General features: G+C 51.9%; 17 protein-coding genes. 8 read left to right on the top strand and 9 right to left on the bottom strand.

What is annotated here, in order from left to right; all coding sequences use genetic code 11:
- Positions 1–19 precede the first annotated feature (19 nt).
- The 5 genes from OH663_RS07500 to cysE all read left to right on the top strand — a co-directional run bounded on the left by OH663_RS07500 (position 20) and on the right by cysE (position 3,165).
- Complete coding sequence (locus OH663_RS07500; protein ID WP_045448788.1) at positions 20–451, top strand: rhodanese-like domain-containing protein; 432 nt, start codon at positions 20–22, stop codon at positions 449–451.
- 28 nt (positions 452–479) lie between these two features.
- On the top strand, positions 480–731 hold the full coding sequence (gene grxC / locus OH663_RS07495) for a glutaredoxin 3 (protein WP_003024152.1): 252 nt from the start codon (positions 480–482) through the stop codon (positions 729–731).
- A 47-nt stretch (positions 732–778) separates the two neighbouring features.
- The gene (gene secB / locus OH663_RS07490; RefSeq protein WP_003024155.1) at positions 779–1,246 is read left to right on the top strand and encodes a protein-export chaperone SecB; all 468 of its coding nucleotides are present in this window, start codon (positions 779–781) and stop codon (positions 1,244–1,246) included.
- The gene (gpsA, locus tag OH663_RS07485; protein WP_045448786.1) at positions 1,246–2,265 is read left to right on the top strand and encodes an NAD(P)H-dependent glycerol-3-phosphate dehydrogenase; all 1,020 of its coding nucleotides are present in this window, start codon (positions 1,246–1,248) and stop codon (positions 2,263–2,265) included. The genes secB and gpsA overlap by 1 nt, the downstream gene beginning before the upstream one ends.
- Before the next feature lie 78 nt (positions 2,266–2,343).
- The gene (gene cysE / locus OH663_RS07480) at positions 2,344–3,165 is read left to right on the top strand and encodes a serine O-acetyltransferase (protein WP_045448784.1); all 822 of its coding nucleotides are present in this window, start codon (positions 2,344–2,346) and stop codon (positions 3,163–3,165) included.
- Positions 3,166–3,335: 170 nt separating this feature from the next.
- Here the strand turns inward: cysE and trmL are convergent, their stop codons facing one another.
- The 5 genes from trmL to OH663_RS07455 form a co-directional block, all read right to left on the bottom strand.
- Positions 3,336–3,809, bottom strand: a complete 474-nt coding sequence (trmL, locus tag OH663_RS07475) for a tRNA (uridine(34)/cytosine(34)/5-carboxymethylaminomethyluridine(34)-2'-O)-methyltransferase TrmL (protein ID WP_045448782.1) — start codon at positions 3,807–3,809, stop codon at positions 3,336–3,338.
- Between the two features lie 39 nt (positions 3,810–3,848).
- Entirely contained in the window at positions 3,849–5,036 is a 1,188-nt protein-coding gene (lldD, locus tag OH663_RS07470) for an FMN-dependent L-lactate dehydrogenase LldD (protein ID WP_045448781.1), read from the bottom strand.
- On the bottom strand, positions 5,033–5,809 hold the full coding sequence (lldR, locus tag OH663_RS07465) for a transcriptional regulator LldR (protein WP_045448779.1): 777 nt from the start codon (positions 5,807–5,809) through the stop codon (positions 5,033–5,035). The genes lldD and lldR overlap by 4 nt, the downstream gene beginning before the upstream one ends.
- Positions 5,806–7,461: an L-lactate permease gene (gene lldP, locus OH663_RS07460; RefSeq protein ID WP_045448778.1), complete on the bottom strand. Its 1,656-nt coding sequence runs from the start codon at positions 7,459–7,461 to the stop codon at positions 5,806–5,808. Before lldP ends, lldR begins: the two co-directional genes overlap by 4 nt.
- A gap of 259 nt (positions 7,462–7,720) precedes the next feature.
- Complete coding sequence (locus OH663_RS07455) at positions 7,721–8,083, bottom strand: YibL family ribosome-associated protein (RefSeq protein WP_048223092.1); 363 nt, start codon at positions 8,081–8,083, stop codon at positions 7,721–7,723.
- Positions 8,084–8,374: 291 nt separating this feature from the next.
- On the opposite strand from OH663_RS07455, the gene OH663_RS07450 reads away from it, so the two are divergent.
- On the top strand, positions 8,375–8,581 hold the full coding sequence (locus tag OH663_RS07450; RefSeq protein ID WP_045448774.1) for a hypothetical protein: 207 nt from the start codon (positions 8,375–8,377) through the stop codon (positions 8,579–8,581).
- Between the two features lie 11 nt (positions 8,582–8,592).
- Here OH663_RS07450 and mtlR read toward each other — a convergent pair whose 3' ends face one another.
- From mtlR to mtlA, 3 genes are all read right to left on the bottom strand, one after another.
- Positions 8,593–9,183: a mannitol operon repressor MtlR gene (mtlR, locus tag OH663_RS07445; protein WP_045448772.1), complete on the bottom strand. Its 591-nt coding sequence runs from the start codon at positions 9,181–9,183 to the stop codon at positions 8,593–8,595.
- Positions 9,180–10,328, bottom strand: a complete 1,149-nt coding sequence (gene mtlD / locus OH663_RS07440) for a mannitol-1-phosphate 5-dehydrogenase (protein WP_200011243.1) — start codon at positions 10,326–10,328, stop codon at positions 9,180–9,182. Before mtlD ends, mtlR begins: the two co-directional genes overlap by 4 nt.
- A 143-nt stretch (positions 10,329–10,471) precedes the next feature.
- Positions 10,472–12,385 carry a PTS mannitol transporter subunit IICBA gene (gene mtlA / locus OH663_RS07435; RefSeq protein ID WP_200011254.1) on the bottom strand — a complete coding sequence of 638 codons (1,914 nt, stop codon included), beginning with the start codon at positions 12,383–12,385 and terminating at the stop codon, positions 10,472–10,474.
- A 531-nt stretch (positions 12,386–12,916) separates the two neighbouring features.
- On the opposite strand from mtlA, the gene OH663_RS07430 reads away from it, so the two are divergent.
- Together OH663_RS07430 and OH663_RS07425 are read left to right on the top strand one after the other, a co-directional pair.
- Entirely contained in the window at positions 12,917–13,279 is a 363-nt protein-coding gene (locus OH663_RS07430) for a DUF3302 domain-containing protein (protein WP_045448768.1), read from the top strand.
- Between the two features lie 2 nt (positions 13,280–13,281).
- Positions 13,282–14,418, top strand: coding sequence for an HlyD family secretion protein (locus OH663_RS07425; RefSeq protein ID WP_045448766.1), 1,137 nt, complete (start codon positions 13,282–13,284; stop codon positions 14,416–14,418).
- 4 nt (positions 14,419–14,422) lie between these two features.
- On the opposite strand, the gene OH663_RS07420 is transcribed toward OH663_RS07425, so the two are convergent.
- Positions 14,423–15,640 (bottom strand): anaerobic sulfatase maturase, encoded by a 1,218-nt coding sequence (locus tag OH663_RS07420; protein WP_200011256.1) that lies wholly within the window; start codon positions 15,638–15,640, stop codon positions 14,423–14,425.
- Positions 15,641–15,748 lie beyond the last annotated feature (108 nt).

Genomic DNA, 15,748 nt, shown 5'->3' with positions numbered 1-15,748 from the left:
TCGGGAGTTGTTACCCCCCATGCAAGAAATTATGCAATTTGTTAGTCGCCACCCTGTGTTGAGTATCGCCTGGATTGCGTTACTGGCGGCTGTATTATTTACTACGTTTAAAAGCCTGACCTCGAAAGTGAAGGTAATCACACGTGGTGAAGCTACGCGTCTTATCAATAAAGAAGATGCGGTTATTGTGGACTTACGTCAGCGCGATGACTTCCGCAAAGGTCATATCGCAGGCTCCACGAACCTGCTGCCAAGCGAAATCAAAGCCAATAATTTTGGTGAGCTTGAAAAACACAAGGCCAAACCGGTCATTGTGGTTGATGGTTCCGGCATGCAGTGTCAGGAATCTGCAACCGCACTGATCAAAGCTGGTTTTGAGCAGGTATCTGTACTGAAAGACGGCGTAGCAGGCTGGAGTGGTGAAAACCTGCCACTGGTTCGTGGCAAATAGCACCGTAAGGTAATATCGGAGAGAAGTCATGGCCAATATCGAGATCTATACCAAAGCAACCTGCCCGTTTTGCCACCGCGCAAAAGCGCTGTTGAACAGCAAGGGTGTGAGTTTCCAGGAACTTCCGATTGACGGTGATGCCGTGAAACGTGAAGAGATGATCAAGCGCAGTGGCCGTACGACGGTTCCGCAGATTTTTATTGATGCACAGCACATTGGCGGTTGTGACGACTTGTATGCGTTGGATGCGCGTGGTGGACTGGATCCCCTGCTGCGTTAAGGCGTACAGAAAGTATTTAAAGGACAACACTAAAGGGTTTTCTAAACATGTCAGAACAAAACAACACTGAAATGGCTTTCCAGATCCAACGTATTTATACCAAGGATGTATCTTTCGAAGCGCCAAATGCACCGCATGTTTTCCAGAAAGATTGGCAGCCAGAGGTTAAACTTGATCTTGATACTGCATCTACCCAACTGGCAGATGATGTGTATGAAGTTGTGCTGCGTGTCACCGTAACGGCTTCTCTGGGTGAAGAAACTGCGTTCCTGTGCGAAGTTCAGCAGGGCGGTATCTTCTCCATCAGTGGTATTGAAGGGACTCAAATGGCGCATTGCCTGGGTGCATACTGCCCGAACATTCTGTTCCCATATGCCCGCGAATGCATCACCAGCCTGGTTTCACGCGGTACGTTCCCGCAACTGAACCTTGCGCCGGTCAACTTCGATGCGCTGTTCATGAACTATTTACAGCAGCAGGCTGGTGAAGGTACTGAAGAACATCAGGATGCCTGATGAACCAAAGTAATGCTTCAATGACTGTGATTGGTGCCGGCTCGTACGGCACCGCTCTTGCCATCACCCTGGCAAGAAATGGCCATCAGGTTGTTCTGTGGGGCCATGATCCCAAACATATCGCGACTCTTGAGCACGATCGTTGCAACGTCGCGTTCCTCCCTGATGTGCCTTTTCCTGAAACGCTGCGCCTGGAAAGTGATTTAGCCACGGCGCTGGCAGCCAGCCGTAATATTCTTGTAGTGGTGCCGAGCCATGTCTTTGGCGAAGTGCTGCGACAGATCAAACCGCTGATGCGCTCTGATGCGCGCCTGGTTTGGGCGACAAAAGGTCTGGAAGCGGAAACGGGACGCCTGTTACAGGACGTCGCGCGTGAAGCGCTGGGGGATGCTATCCCGCTGGCGGTCATTTCCGGCCCAACGTTTGCTAAAGAGCTGGCGGCGGGTATGCCTACCGCGATTTCTCTGGCTTCGACGGACGATACCTTTGCTGACGATCTGCAGCAATTGCTGCACTGTGGCAAAAGTTTCCGTGTCTACAGCAACCCGGACTTCATTGGTGTCCAGCTTGGCGGCGCGGTGAAAAACGTGATTGCGATTGGCGCGGGGATGTCTGATGGCATCGGTTTTGGCGCCAATGCGCGTACGGCATTGATTACCCGTGGTCTCACCGAGATGTCGCGCCTTGGCGTGGCGCTGGGGGCCGATCCTGCCACCTTCATGGGAATGGCAGGTTTAGGCGATCTGGTGCTGACCTGTACCGATAACCAGTCACGTAACCGTCGTTTCGGCATGATGCTTGGTCAGGGTATGGATGTGCAGGGCGCGCAGGACAAGATTGGCCAGGTGGTTGAAGGTTACCGTAATACGAAAGAAGTTCGTGAATTGGCGCACCGTTTTGGTGTCGAAATGCCAATAACCGAGGAAATTTATCAAGTATTGTATTGCGGAAAAAACGCGCGCGAGGCAGCATTGACGTTATTAGGTCGTGCACGCAAGGACGAGCGTAGTAACCACTAGCTATCAGGATCTGTTTTACTATAACGACCCGACCCGCATAGAACGGGTCGGTCGTTTTGCTACCTTCTGGAGTATGCAATGCCGTGTGAAGAACTGGATATTGTCTGGAAAAATATTAAAGCGGAAGCCCGGGCACTGGCTGACTGTGAGCCAATGCTGGCCAGTTTTTACCACGCAACGCTGCTCAAGCATGAAAACCTCGGCAGTGCGCTGAGTTATATGTTGGCGAACAAACTTGCTTCTCCAATAATGCCTGCGATTGCTATCCGCGAAGTCGTGGAAGAAGCTTACGCGGCTGATCCAGAAATGATTGCTTCAGCGGCCTGCGATATTCAGGCTGTGCGCACTCGTGACCCGGCCGTTGATAAATACTCAACCCCACTTCTGTACCTGAAGGGCTTTCATGCTTTGCAGGCCTACCGCATCGGTCACTGGTTGTGGCATCAGGGGCGACAGGCGCTGGCGATCTTCCTGCAAAATCAGGTGTCAGTCACTTTCCAGGTCGATATTCACCCGGCGGCAAAAATTGGCCGCGGGATTATGCTCGATCACGCTACCGGTATTGTAGTCGGTGAAACTGCGGTAATTGAAAACGATGTTTCCATCCTGCAATCCGTGACGCTTGGCGGGACGGGTAAAGCGGGGGGCGATCGCCATCCGAAAATTCGTGAAGGCGTTATGATTGGCGCGGGAGCGAAAATTCTCGGCAACATAGAGGTTGGACGCGGTGCGAAGATTGGCGCAGGCTCTGTCGTCTTACAGCCTGTACCGCCACACACCACCGCCGCAGGCGTTCCAGCACGGATTGTCGGCAAACCCGACAGTGATAAGCCATCTATGGATATGGATCAGCATTTCAATGGCATACACCATACGTTCGAGTACGGCGACGGCATCTGATTTCGAGCTCATCTTGAACCCGGGCTGTGCTCGCCATCCTCACGTACTGCGTGTACGCTCCGGTGGCTGCGCGCAGTACGTGTCCAACCTGACTGCGCCGATAACGCTCGAAAAATAAATGGCAAATTCGTTCGTAGGTCGGATAAGGCGCCAGCCGCCATCCTTCAAAATCAACTTCGCAATATTGCTCCAGGATAGCCCAACTGGCGCCAGGCCTCATACACCACCACCGATACCGCATTTGACAGGTTCATACTGCGACTGTCCGGCATCATTGGAATACGGATTTTTTGTTCGGCTGGCAGGGCGTCCAGAATTGTCGCTGGCAGGCCGCGTGTTTCCGGGCCAAACATCAGATAATCACCATCCTGATAGCTCACAGCACTGTGTGCTGGGGTGCCTTTGGTGGTGAGGGCGAACATGCGCTGCGGTTTTTCGGCTTCGATAAACGCGGCGTAATCGTGATGGCGAACCACCGCCGTAAACTCATGATAATCCAGCCCTGCGCGGCGCAGGCGTTTGTCGTCCCACGTAAAACCCATCGGCTCAATGATATGCAGACGAAACCCGGTGTTAGCACACAGGCGGATGATATTGCCGGTATTCGGCGGAATTTCTGGTTCGAATAAAACGATGTTAAGCATGCTGCCCCCTTAATTGCGGGGGGCAGCATAGCATTTTCACTACGCCGCGTCCCCATGGGCAAGCGGTGCCAGCGCCATCGGAAGTTTACTAAGCTCTTGCACCAGTGAGTCTTTGCTGATTTCACCGATCGATTTCGCGCCGGTCAACGTCATCGCCACCTTCATCTCTTTCTCAATCAGATTCAGCAGATTCGCCACACCCGCCTGGCCATGGGTTGCCAGAGCGTACAGATACGCGCGACCCAGCAGAACGCTGTCGGCCCCCAGTGCGATCATACGCACGACGTCCAGACCGTTACGAATGCCGCTATCTGCCAGAATCGCGATATCGCCTTTTACTGCGTCGGCAATGGCGGGCAGCGCGCGTGCAGAAGACAGCACGCCATCAAGCTGGCGGCCGCCGTGGTTAGAGACGACGATGCCATCCGCGCCAAAGCGCACGGCGTCGCGGGCGTCCTCCGCATCGAGGATCCCTTTGATCACCATCGGGCCATCCCAGAATTCACGGATCCACTCCAGGTCTTTCCAGGAAATGGAAGGGTCGAAGTTATTCGCCAGCCAGCCGATATAATCTTCAAGGCCAGTTGGTTTACCTAAATAGGCTGAGATATTGCCTAAATCGTGCGGACGGCCGTTCAGGCCGACATCCCACGCCCACTGTGGATGAGTTACTGCCTGCCAGTAGCGGCGCATTGCTGCATTCGGGCCGCTCATACCAGAATGGGCATCACGATAACGTGCGCCGGGCGTAGGCATATCAACGGTAAAGACCAACGTGGAGCAGCCTGCTGCTTTGGCGCGCTCCAGGGCGTTACGCATAAAACCGCGGTCGCGCAGGACGTACAGCTGGAACCACATTGGACGCTTAATGGTCGGGGCGACTTCTTCAATTGGGCAAACGGAAACCGTCGAAAGGGTAAACGGAATACCCTTGGCATCAGCGGCGGCGGCGGCCTGAACTTCACCCCGGCGTGCATACATGCCACACAAACCAACCGGCGCTAAAGCGACCGGCATCGACAGTTTTTCGTTGAACAGGGTAGTTTCCAGACTGAGGTCTGCCATGTTCTTCAGCACGCGCTGGCGGAGCGCCACCTCTGATAAATCTGCCACGTTACGACGCAGGGTATGCTCCGCATACGCACCACCGTCAATGTAGTGGAATAAGAAAGGGGGCAGAATGCGTTGGGCTGCGGCGCGATAATCGCTGGCTGCTGAAATAATCATGTGTTGTTCTCCCTGCTAATCTCATTATGGTCACCGGGCAGGCGTGTGATACGCGCCTGGCGGGCCTGATCTTCATCAAATCGTTTAATCGTGGTGTGGACAAAACTGAGGTGCGCCATCATCGCTTTGCGTGCCCCGTCGGCATCCCCGGCGACAATGGCATCCAGTACCGCCAGATGTTGTTCCGTAAGTTTTGAAAATACGGGGGGGACGAGGTACATACGCTGACGACTCTGTTTCACCGAAGACTGTAGGACGTCGAAGAAACCGCGCATGGTTTGTAACAGCACCACGTTGTGCGAGGCTTCAGCAATGGCGAGATGAAAGCGAACGTCTGCCTGTGAAGCGAGATCCGGATCTTCACTTTGCGTTGCTTCAAAACAGAGCCGGATTTTCTCTTTATCAGCGACCGTGGCACGCATTGCGGCGTGCCAGGCGGTGCTGGCCTCGATGGCGTGACGGGCTTCCAGAATATCGAAACTGTAATCGGGATCGTCCGCCATCAGACTTTTCAGTGGCTGAACAATATTTTGCTCAGACCAGGCTTCATGCTGCCAGCGGACAAACGTCCCGCCGCCACGACGGCTGAGCAGTACGCCTTCGCTCACCAGTTTTGCCAGTGCTTCGCGCAGTGAGTTGCGCGACACACCCAGCTGTACGGCCAGTTGGCGCTCGGCGGGCAATTTCATGCCCGCTTCCAGTCTTTGCTCTTCAATCAGCGCCCGCACACGAGAAGCAACCTCGTCTGACAAGCGTCTGGGCATCACAATCATGGAATCATCCAGGTTAAGACATAAGCCTGAAGGGTGGTAATAACACCCACCATACAGGTGAAAATCAGGCTGTGTTTCACGGTAAAGCGGAACAGGTCAGACTCTTTCCCCACCAGTCCCACAGCCGCACAGGCAATGGCGATAGATTGTGGGGAAATCATTTTTCCTGTTACGCCGCCGGTGGTATTTGCTGCCACCATCAGAACATCTGAGACACCAATTTGCTGGGCTGCTGTTGCCTGCAGGGCCGCGAACAGCGCGTTTGACGATGTATCCGAACCTGTCAGGAATACTCCCAGCCAGCCAAGGAACGGTGAGAAGAAGGTGAAAGCGCTGCCTGTGTGCGCCAGCGCCAATGCCAGCGTTGAAGAAAGCCCGGAGTAGTTAGAGATAAACGCAAATGCCAGCACCATACCGATGGAGTAGATTGGCAGCGCCAGATCTTTCAGCGTACTGCCGAAGGTTTGCAGAGCGGCGGACGGCTTCATTTTCAGCCAGACGATAGACAACAAGGCGGCAAACAGAATGGCGGTGCCGGTTGCCGAGAACCAGTCAAACTTGTACACCGCCGCATAGGCCGTTGCTTCATGCACCACGGGCGGCATGCGGGCAACCAGCTTGTCGAGGAACGGAACCGGAATATTGACTACCCAGTGGTACATCGCGCCGCCTGGTGCAAATAGCGCTTTAAACGGCGGTACGCTCCAGAGGGTTACTGTTGCCGTCAGGAACAGGAACGGCGACCACGCGCGGACAACTTGTCCGGCAGTGTAGTTGGTGCGGGCCAGCGTCTGATCGACCTGTGAAGCACCCATATCGCCAAAGCGGAAGATGCGCACCGGTTGCCAGCGTTTCAGGAACAGCGTCAGACAGACCAGCGATACCAGAGAGGAGATGATATCCGGCAGTTCCGGCCCGATGAAGTTAGAGCTGAGGTACTGAGCGATGGCAAAGGAACCGCCCGCGACCATGACTGCAGGCCAGGTTTCTTTCACCCCGCGCCATCCATCCATAATCGCCATAATCCAGAACAGTACGATAATTGTCAGGAATGGCAGCTGACGGCCTACCATCTGGCCGATCTCAAAACTGTCCAGTCCGGTAACCTGACCCGCGACCAGAATCGGAATGCCCATCGCACCAAAAGCGACTGGTGCCGTGTTCACAATCAGGCATAAACCTGCTGCATACAAAGGGTTAAAGCCCAGACCTACCAGTAGCGCGGCGGTTATTGCGACCGGAGCGCCAAATCCTGCGGCTCCTTCGAGGAATGCACCAAATGAGAAACCGACAATCAGCATTTGCAGGCGCTGGTCAGGTGTAATCGACAGTATTGAGGAGCGGATGATGTCGAACTGCCCGGTCTTGACCGAGATTTTATAGACAAATACCGCCGCGATGATTATCCAGGCTATCGGCCACAGGCCATAAAAGAAGCCGTACACCACCGAAGCCAGGGCGTGATCGACTGGCATTTTGTAGAACAGCAGGGCAACCGACAGGGCAATCACTACCGTCCACGATGCAGCGACATAACCTTTCAGCTTGAGCTTAATCAGCGCGAAGAAAAAGAAAAGGATCGGGAGTGATGCGATCAAGCTTGAGAGCCAGATGTTACCGGCTGGGTCGTAGTTCTGTTGCCAGAGATTCATTGCAGGTCTCCTGAGGGCCCCCGACATAATGGGATGAGTCTGTGCTCATCTGCTGGTCACATTATGTGTAAAAGTGGCCCTGCCAATATTGTTGTGTAGGGATAATGACAATGAATGGTTAATCAAATGTTATTTATTGGCAACGGTATTGTAGGCTAATTTTAATGAAATGTGAGGTGGTTTTCGGAACTGGCTGGAATTGGTAGGGCCAATTTGCAGGAAAGGAAGGCCGGGCAAGCGGATGTTGCCCGGTTTGTTATCAAAACTCGGTCTTTGAAAAGCCTGTCATCTCTTTTAGGCCCATTTCACGGCCCAGTTCTGTCATCGGGTGTACGACGATCAGACCGCGCACGCTTTTCTTCAGCTTGCCCATGTCTGCCTGTTCTTTTTTGGTGATAGCACGGCGAAACGGGAGTTTCGTCAGCTTTTGCGCTTCTTTGCTCAGCTTCTGACCGTGCACTTCACGCAGACGTGCGATCTCGGCTTCCAGCGTTTCTTTCTCTTTTTCCAGCTCGGCGTATTTGTCGGCGGCTTCAACCAGCGAGAGATCAGCCTGCTGGTGGCGGATGGCATCCAGGCGATCGCTCAGACGTTTAATTTCGTTTTTTTCGACTTCTTTCATAGGATAGCTTCTGATAAAAATAGGATGAATATCCTATAGTATGCGCGCAGAGCGGGATTATTCTCAACTAATCGAAGATAAATAATCAAATGCCGCAAGTATTTTATCGCTAACAATAATACTAGTTGTTTGATTGGTAATGGATTTTAAGTAATAAGATCAATGATGGCGCTTTTGTTGGCGGGTTTATCGCGAAGCACGTTTTCCTCAATACAATCTTTTCTCTGATCCTAAACTTAAATCAACGGCCACACAGGCTGGATGCGGATAATACATGGAGGATTGGTCATTATGGCGAAACTAGGCGAGAACGTTTCAATTCTTATTGATAAGACCATCGATTTTATGGCGTCAAGCCAGGCTTTTCGCGAGTATCTGAATAAAACACCGCCGCGCAATGTTGTTCCTTCTGAAGTCCCGCAGGAAAATGTGCAGCTGTATTTGCAGCGTCTGGAGTACTATCGCCAGCTGTACCGACCACAGCAGGATGAAAAGTAAATCGACATCGCTTATTTCTGAAAAGCTTTTTTTAAGCTGATTTTAGAAATCAGCTCGGTCAGGGAAAGTACCATGGTTGAGCGTACCATCTGCTGGTAGCGCTGGATTTGCATTGCGTACAAACCCGAGTCTGAGGTATCAAACTGTGGCGGTGGAGGAAGTGCTGTTACGCAGTGAAGTTCACCAAACGGTCCGAGGATTTCGTCATCGGTGAATGCATATTCATTGCCGTCGTGATTCAACTCTTCACGTAGAGCCATGAGCAGTTCTGCATCCTCATACTCCGGGCGGCTGAGTACGCCCAGGCCGTAGATAAGCTTCAACCTGACGGAAAGATCGCCCAGCGGACCGTCGCCGTCGAGTAACGGTTCTACTGCGTATTTCACCGCATAGTCGTCTTTGCGAAATACCTGGAGCACCAGAATATTCACCGCCTCGGTGAGTAATTCTACGGCGGTGATGAGGAAGCTGCGTACGGTTTTGCCAGCATTCAGACGCTCAAGCACACGATTTTCAAAGGCCTGCGTTTGTTCCATTATTGCCTGCATATCTGACAATCTGTTATTCGGGCGCAGGCTGAGCTGCGCCAGATTCTCTATCATTTGGTCGCGATGTATGCGTTAACCGCCTCCGCTACCACATCACTGTTGGCATCCAGCCCGGACACTTGCGCCAGTGCGGCCTGTGGACCTTTTTCGTCAATTAATGCCGCCAGTTCCTGCGCCTGTGGGTCCTCTTCACTGCGATAGTGCATCGCCGCAGCAATACCCTTGACCAGATTAACGTGCGGCAGAGCGTACTCCATTGTGCCCAGCAGCGGCTTAATCAGACGATCGCCAGCGCTCAGTTTACGCAGTGGCTGACGGCCAACACGTTCAACGTCATCTTTCAGATACGGGTTTTCAAAACGACCGAGGATTTTCTGAATGTATGCCGCATGTTTTGCTGCATCAAAGCCATAGCGTTTGATCAGCACCGCGCCGCTCTCTTCCATCGCACCTTTTACCACTGCGCGGATTTTCTCGTCGAGAATCGCGTCACGAATGGTCTGATGGCCGGTCAATTTTCCGAGGTACGCGGTTATAGCATGCCCGGTGTTCAGCGTGAAGAGTTTACGTTCGACAAATGCCATCAGGTTATCAGTTAATTCCATTCCCGGGATATTCGGCAGTTCGCCTATGAACTGCGTTTTGTCGACAATCCACTCACTGAAGGTTTCCACGGTGACTTCCAGCGGATCGTTGGTTGCGGAAGCGGAAGGCGGAACAATACGGTCTACGGCGGAATCGACAAAGCCGATGTGCTCTTCAACCCAGGCTTTATCGGCATCTGCCAGCGCATTCATCACATGACCTTTCAACTGCGTGGTTCCGCGCACCATGTTTTCACAGGCAATGATATTCAGCGGGGTGGTAATACCCTGGGCTTTACGTTTGACCAGGCCTTTGGCGATGGCCGGAGCGATACGCTCAAGTACCACCGGACCCACGGCGGTAGTCACTAAATCAACGTGGGCAATCAGTTCCACGACATCATCGCCGATGCTGCTAACGGCGTTGACGCCGGAAACAGTATCGACCTGCTCGTTTTCACCGACGACATGAACCTGATAGCTATGACGGGCATTCAGGGCATCGAGGACCACCTGATTTACATCCGCAAACGTCAGTTGTATCCCCGCGTCAGCCAGCAGTTTACCGATAAAGCCACGACCGATATTACCTGCGCCAAAATGTAATGCTTTCATAGTATTAACCTTCATTAATGTTTTTACCCAAGAGGGCTGGGGTGAGGGACAGCGATACGTTCCCCCTCACCCCAACCTTCTCCCGCCATCGGAGAGAGTGGGACGCAGGCCCGATAAGCGCTAGCGCCATCGGGCCATGGGACTTACTTACGACCAGCCAGCAGTGCCAGAACTTCATCCACGCTGGTGGTATGCGCCAGACGTTCGATCACGGATTCATCATCCAGCGCGTTGGTCAGGCTGGTAATGACCTGAATATGCTCGTTATTACGAGCGGCGATACCAATTACCAGACGAGCAATGTCGTCTTCTTCTTCACCGAAGCGTACGCCTTCCGGGTATTGGCAGAACACCACACCGGTTTTCAGGACGCGGTCTTTAGCTTCAACCGTACCGTGCGGTACAGCGATGGACTCACCCAGGTAGGTTGGGGTCAGTTTTTCGCGGTCCAGCATCGCTTCAACATACTCAGGTTCAACGTAGCCGCCTTTTACCAGTTGCTCACCGGCAAAGCGAATCGCTTCTTCTTTGTTGGTGGCTTTACGGCCAAGGAAGATATTCTCCGCACCCAGTTTGAACAGGTTGTTATCGCCCTCGTCAAAGCTGTCTTTCAGATGACCACGTACTTTCTCTTCGTTGACGTTGTGGCGCTGTGCCGCCACCAGACGCTCAGTCAGGCTGCTGTACAGACCGCTGTCGAGGAAGTTGGTCAGCGAAATATGCTGTGCCTGCGGAACCTGGCGCATAGCGCGTTCGGTCAGGTCACGGTGGGTAATGACCAGATCCACATCCGGCGGCAGGTTGTTAATCGCACTGTTGGTGACGGAAATCTGCGACAGACCCGCATCCTGTACTTTCTTACGCAGTACGCCGGCACCCATCGCGCTGGACCCCATACCGGCATCACAGGCTACGATGATTTTACGCACGTGGCTCAGGTCGTTGGTGACATCGGCAGCAGACAGCGGAGATGCGCCTTTAGATTCCGCTTTCATGTCCTGCATGCGGCGAGTTGCTGCATCAATGTCGTCATCTTCTTTCACTTTGCTGGTTTTCAGCAGAATAGCTGAGACCACAAAGGAGACCGCCATTGCCGCACAGATTGCAGCGATGTTGGCAAAGTATGCGCCCTTCGGCGTCATTGCCAGCACGGCCAGGATTGAACCAGGAGATGCCGGAGAAACCAGACCGCCACCCAGGATAGTCAGGGTAAAGACGCCAGTCATACCGCCGAGGATAACAGCCAGAATCAGACGCGGGTTCATCAGTACGTACGGGAAGTAAATTTCGTGGATACCGCCCAGGAAGTGGATGATAGCCGCACCGCCAGCAGACTGTTTAGCGCTGCCACGACCAAAGAACATGTACGCCAGCAGGACGCCCATACCCGGACCCGGGTTTGCTTCAATCAGGAAGAAGATGGATTTGCCCATCTCATGGGACTGCTGAATACCCAGCGGTGAGAAAATACCGTGGTTGATGGCGTTGTTCAGGAACAGGATTTTCGCCGGTTCAACAAAAATAGACGCCAGTGGCAGCATGTCATGGACAACCATGAAGTTAACGCCTGCCGCCAGAATTTTGGACAGTGCTTCAACCAATGGACCAATGCCGAGGAATGCCAGAATGGCGAGGATCATACCGATGATGCCAGCGGAGAAGTTATTCACCAGCATCTCAAAACCGGACTTGATCTTACCGTCTACCCAGCCGTCGAAGTGTTTGATTGCCCAGCCGCCCAACGGGCCCGCGATCATTGCACCGAGGAACATCGGCATATCCGCACCGACGATAACACCCATAGTGGTGATAGCACCGACCACGCCGCCACGATCGCCGCCAACCAGTTTACCGCCGGTGTAACCAATCAGCAGCGGCAGGAGATAGGTGATCATTGGACCGACGAGCTTCGCCAGCGTTTCGTTCGGCAACCACCCTGTCGGAATGAATAATGCGGTGATAATACCCCACGCGATAAACGCGCCGATATTTGGCATCACCATGTTGCTGAGGAATCGACCAAAGCTTTGCACTTTGATCTTAAAATCGGATGACATAAAAACACCCCTTCTTATGTTTGCTATCGCGCAGGCTGAAAGCCCGAGGTTTGTTAATGTAGCGGCAGGAGGTAGCCGGACCCTGTAGATACTGCGAAATCTGGCACTGAATCGTTCAACTGTCCAGTCGACGGGCTTTTATGTGATTCGCGTCACGTAAATATAGGGTGTGTGGTATTAGTTAATGTGACTATGATCACAAAATACCAGTACATAAAAACATCTATGCGCAAGAATTCGCTAAAAAAGGCGGTTAAATGTGAATTAGTTCACGTTTTTCACTTCTCTGTTTGTTGAGTTTTTGTGATCTGGATCTCAAGATATTTTCATTTGAATAAATCCAAATGTGATCTATAGCTGATTCTTCTCTGGCCTGTTTTTCCGCAAAATAGAGCAATTTCTCACCAGAAAAAATATTTTATTTGTGATATGGCGGAAATGCCTATCTGCAGTTATGTTCAAAATATCAGCCAGGGTGCGTACGGCTGCCAGCACATACAAAATTCTAATTAGCGTGAATCCGAGGCAGCTATGTTTCTAAACTATTTTGCATTGGGCGTGCTGATCTTCGTTTTTCTGGTTCTGTTCTACGGAATCATCGCTATCCACGATATCCCCTATAACATGGCGAAAAAGCGCAATCATCCACATGCCGACGCTATTCATACCGCAGGGTGGGTGAGTCTGTTTACGCTGCATGTCATCTGGCCATTCCTGTGGATATGGGCCACGCTCTACCAGCCTGAACGGGGTTGGGGAATGCAGTCACACATCACGCCGGCCGGAAAGGAGCCAGATCCTGAGATTGCCGCATTGTCAGCGCGCATCACTCTGCTGGAAAAAAAGCTGGCAGAGGCGAATAAAACCGATGACTCCACCTTTCCGGAGATTTGATCATGGATCTGTTGATTGTTTTGACCTACGTCGCGTTCGCGTGGGCGATATTTAAGATATTTCGAATTCCGGTCAATCAGTGGACATTAGCTACCGCAGCATTGGGTGGGGTGTTTATTGTCGCGGGACTTATCTTATTAATGAACTATAACCACCCGTACACATTTACCGCGCAGAAAGCCGTTATCTCAATTCCCATTACGCCGCAGGTCACTGGGATTGTTAGCGAGGTAACAGACAAAAATAACCAGTTGATTAAAAAAGGCGAGGTGCTATTTAAGCTCGATCCTGTCCGTTATCAGGCACGCGTCGACAGATTACAGGCTGACCTGGTGACGGCAACGCATAATATTGAGACTTTGAAGGCGCAATTAGCCGAAGCGCAGGCCAATACCACCCAGGTTTCTGCAGAACGTGACCGTCTGTACAAAGATTACCAACGTTATCTGAAAGGTAGCCAGGCGCGAGTGAATCCGTTCTCTGAAAGCGATATCGACAACGCCCGGCAAAACTTTCTGGCTCAGGATGCCTTAGTCAAAGGCTCTGTCGCTGAACAGGCACAAATTCAAAGTCAGTTAGATAGTATGGTCAACGGTGAGCAGTCGCAGATTGTTAGCCTGCGGGCTCAACTGACAGAAGCGAAATACAATCTGGATCAGACCGTTATTCGTGCGCCCAGTAATGGTTACGTGACGCAGGTGCTTATCCGACCTGGCACCTATGCTGCCGCGCTGCCGCTGCGACCGGTAATGGTGTTTATTCCCGAACAAAAACGGCAAATAGTGGCGCAATTCCGCCAAAACTCACTGCTACGTCTTGAACCGGGCGATGAGGCGGAGGTGGTGTTTAATGCTCTGCCTGGCCAGGTATTCTCTGGCAAGCTAACCAGCATTTTGCCGGTTGTTCCTGGTGGCTCTTATCAGGCACAAGGCGCGTTACAGTCTTTAACGGTTGTGCCGGGCACCGATGGCGTACTGGCGACAATTGAGCTGGAGCCAAATGCTGAAGTAGACGCTTTACCGGATGGTATTTATGCCCAGGTGGCGGTCTATTCCGACCACTTCGCGCATGTCTCCGTGATGCGTAAAGTTTTGCTACGCATGACCAGCTGGATGCATTACCTCTATTTGGATCATTGAGTGATTACGTTGTCTTGTTGCTGAGAGTTGCAGCTATATCCATTACCGCTGCAGGTGGTTGCTGGCGTCGTATTTGCGCCGCCATAAACTGCATATACGGGTCCATATGGCTGAACATGGCTTGATAGCCCTCACACAAATGGTTATGCCAGCGTTTACCTGAAGGATGAATCCGATGTTTTGGGCAACCCCCATGGCAGGCAAAACGCCATTCACAGCGTTCACATTGGGCAGCAACTTGTGCTTTTGCCATTCCAAATTTGTGCTGTTGCTTACTGTTCACCATTTTTTCTAAATTATCGCGTCGCAGATTGCCCAGTCGGTGTTCAGGGTAAACGTAGTGATCGCAACTGTAGACATCACCATTTTGCTCCACGACCAGACCGAATCCGCAGGTCGATTGCATCACGCACAATGAAGGTTTTTCACCCAGCCAGGCGGCCAGTGCGCTGTCAAATAACTGGATAAAGACGCGTCCGACATCTCTTCGTACCCAGGTATCGAAAATCTGGATAATAAATCGTCCCCATTGCTCACCTGAAACGGACCACGAAGTGACAGCACGCTGAGCCATTGATTGTGGATACAGTAGTTCACCGTAGCGTTGTGCAAGGGGTAACTGTTCTACTGCCGGAATGAATTGAATAAAAGTCGCCCCTAAATCGCGGCTCAAAAAATTATAGATTTCAACAGGATATTCAGCTGTGACGTTGTTGACTACGCACAGTACATTCACTTCCACGCCATATTGAGTCAGCACACGCATAGCGTTAATCACCTTCTCAAATATTGAGTCCTGTCTGCGTGTTTTGCGGTAGCGGTCATGTAAGTACGCGGGTCCATCGATAGACAACCCAACAAGAAAACGGTTTTGGGCCAGAAAGTTAGCCCATACTTCATTAATGAGTACACCGTTTGTCTGGATACTGTTGCGGATGGTCTTGCCGCAGGCGTGTTTCTGCTGAAGCTCAACGACACGCTGATAAAAGGGTAGCCCTGCCAGAGTGGGCTCCCCTCCTTGCCAGGTAAACTCAATTTCGTTACCCGGATGAGCATTGATGTACTGTTTGATGTACTGCTCCAGCGTCTTCTCATCCATATGGCGCTGCTGGTGAGCAGGTTTCAATGTCCCGTGTTCCTTCCCCAGATAAAAACAGTAGTCGCAAGCAATATTGCACTGATAACTAACAGGTTTTGCCATTAAATGAAATGGACGTTTCATGGCGTTCTCCCTCAAGGCGTTAGAAAGTTTTTGGTGATCAAGGTCACTATTCCAACGTCTTATGTTGACAAAGTGAACGAATGATCGGAACAATAATTTCATTAAAGC

The organism is Citrobacter sp. Marseille-Q5395 (genome assembly GCF_947057495.1).
Lineage (GTDB): Bacteria > Pseudomonadota > Gammaproteobacteria > Enterobacterales > Enterobacteriaceae > Citrobacter > Citrobacter murliniae.
Note: the sequence above shows the minus strand (reverse complement) of the source record. Positions and strands in the feature narration are given on the sequence as shown.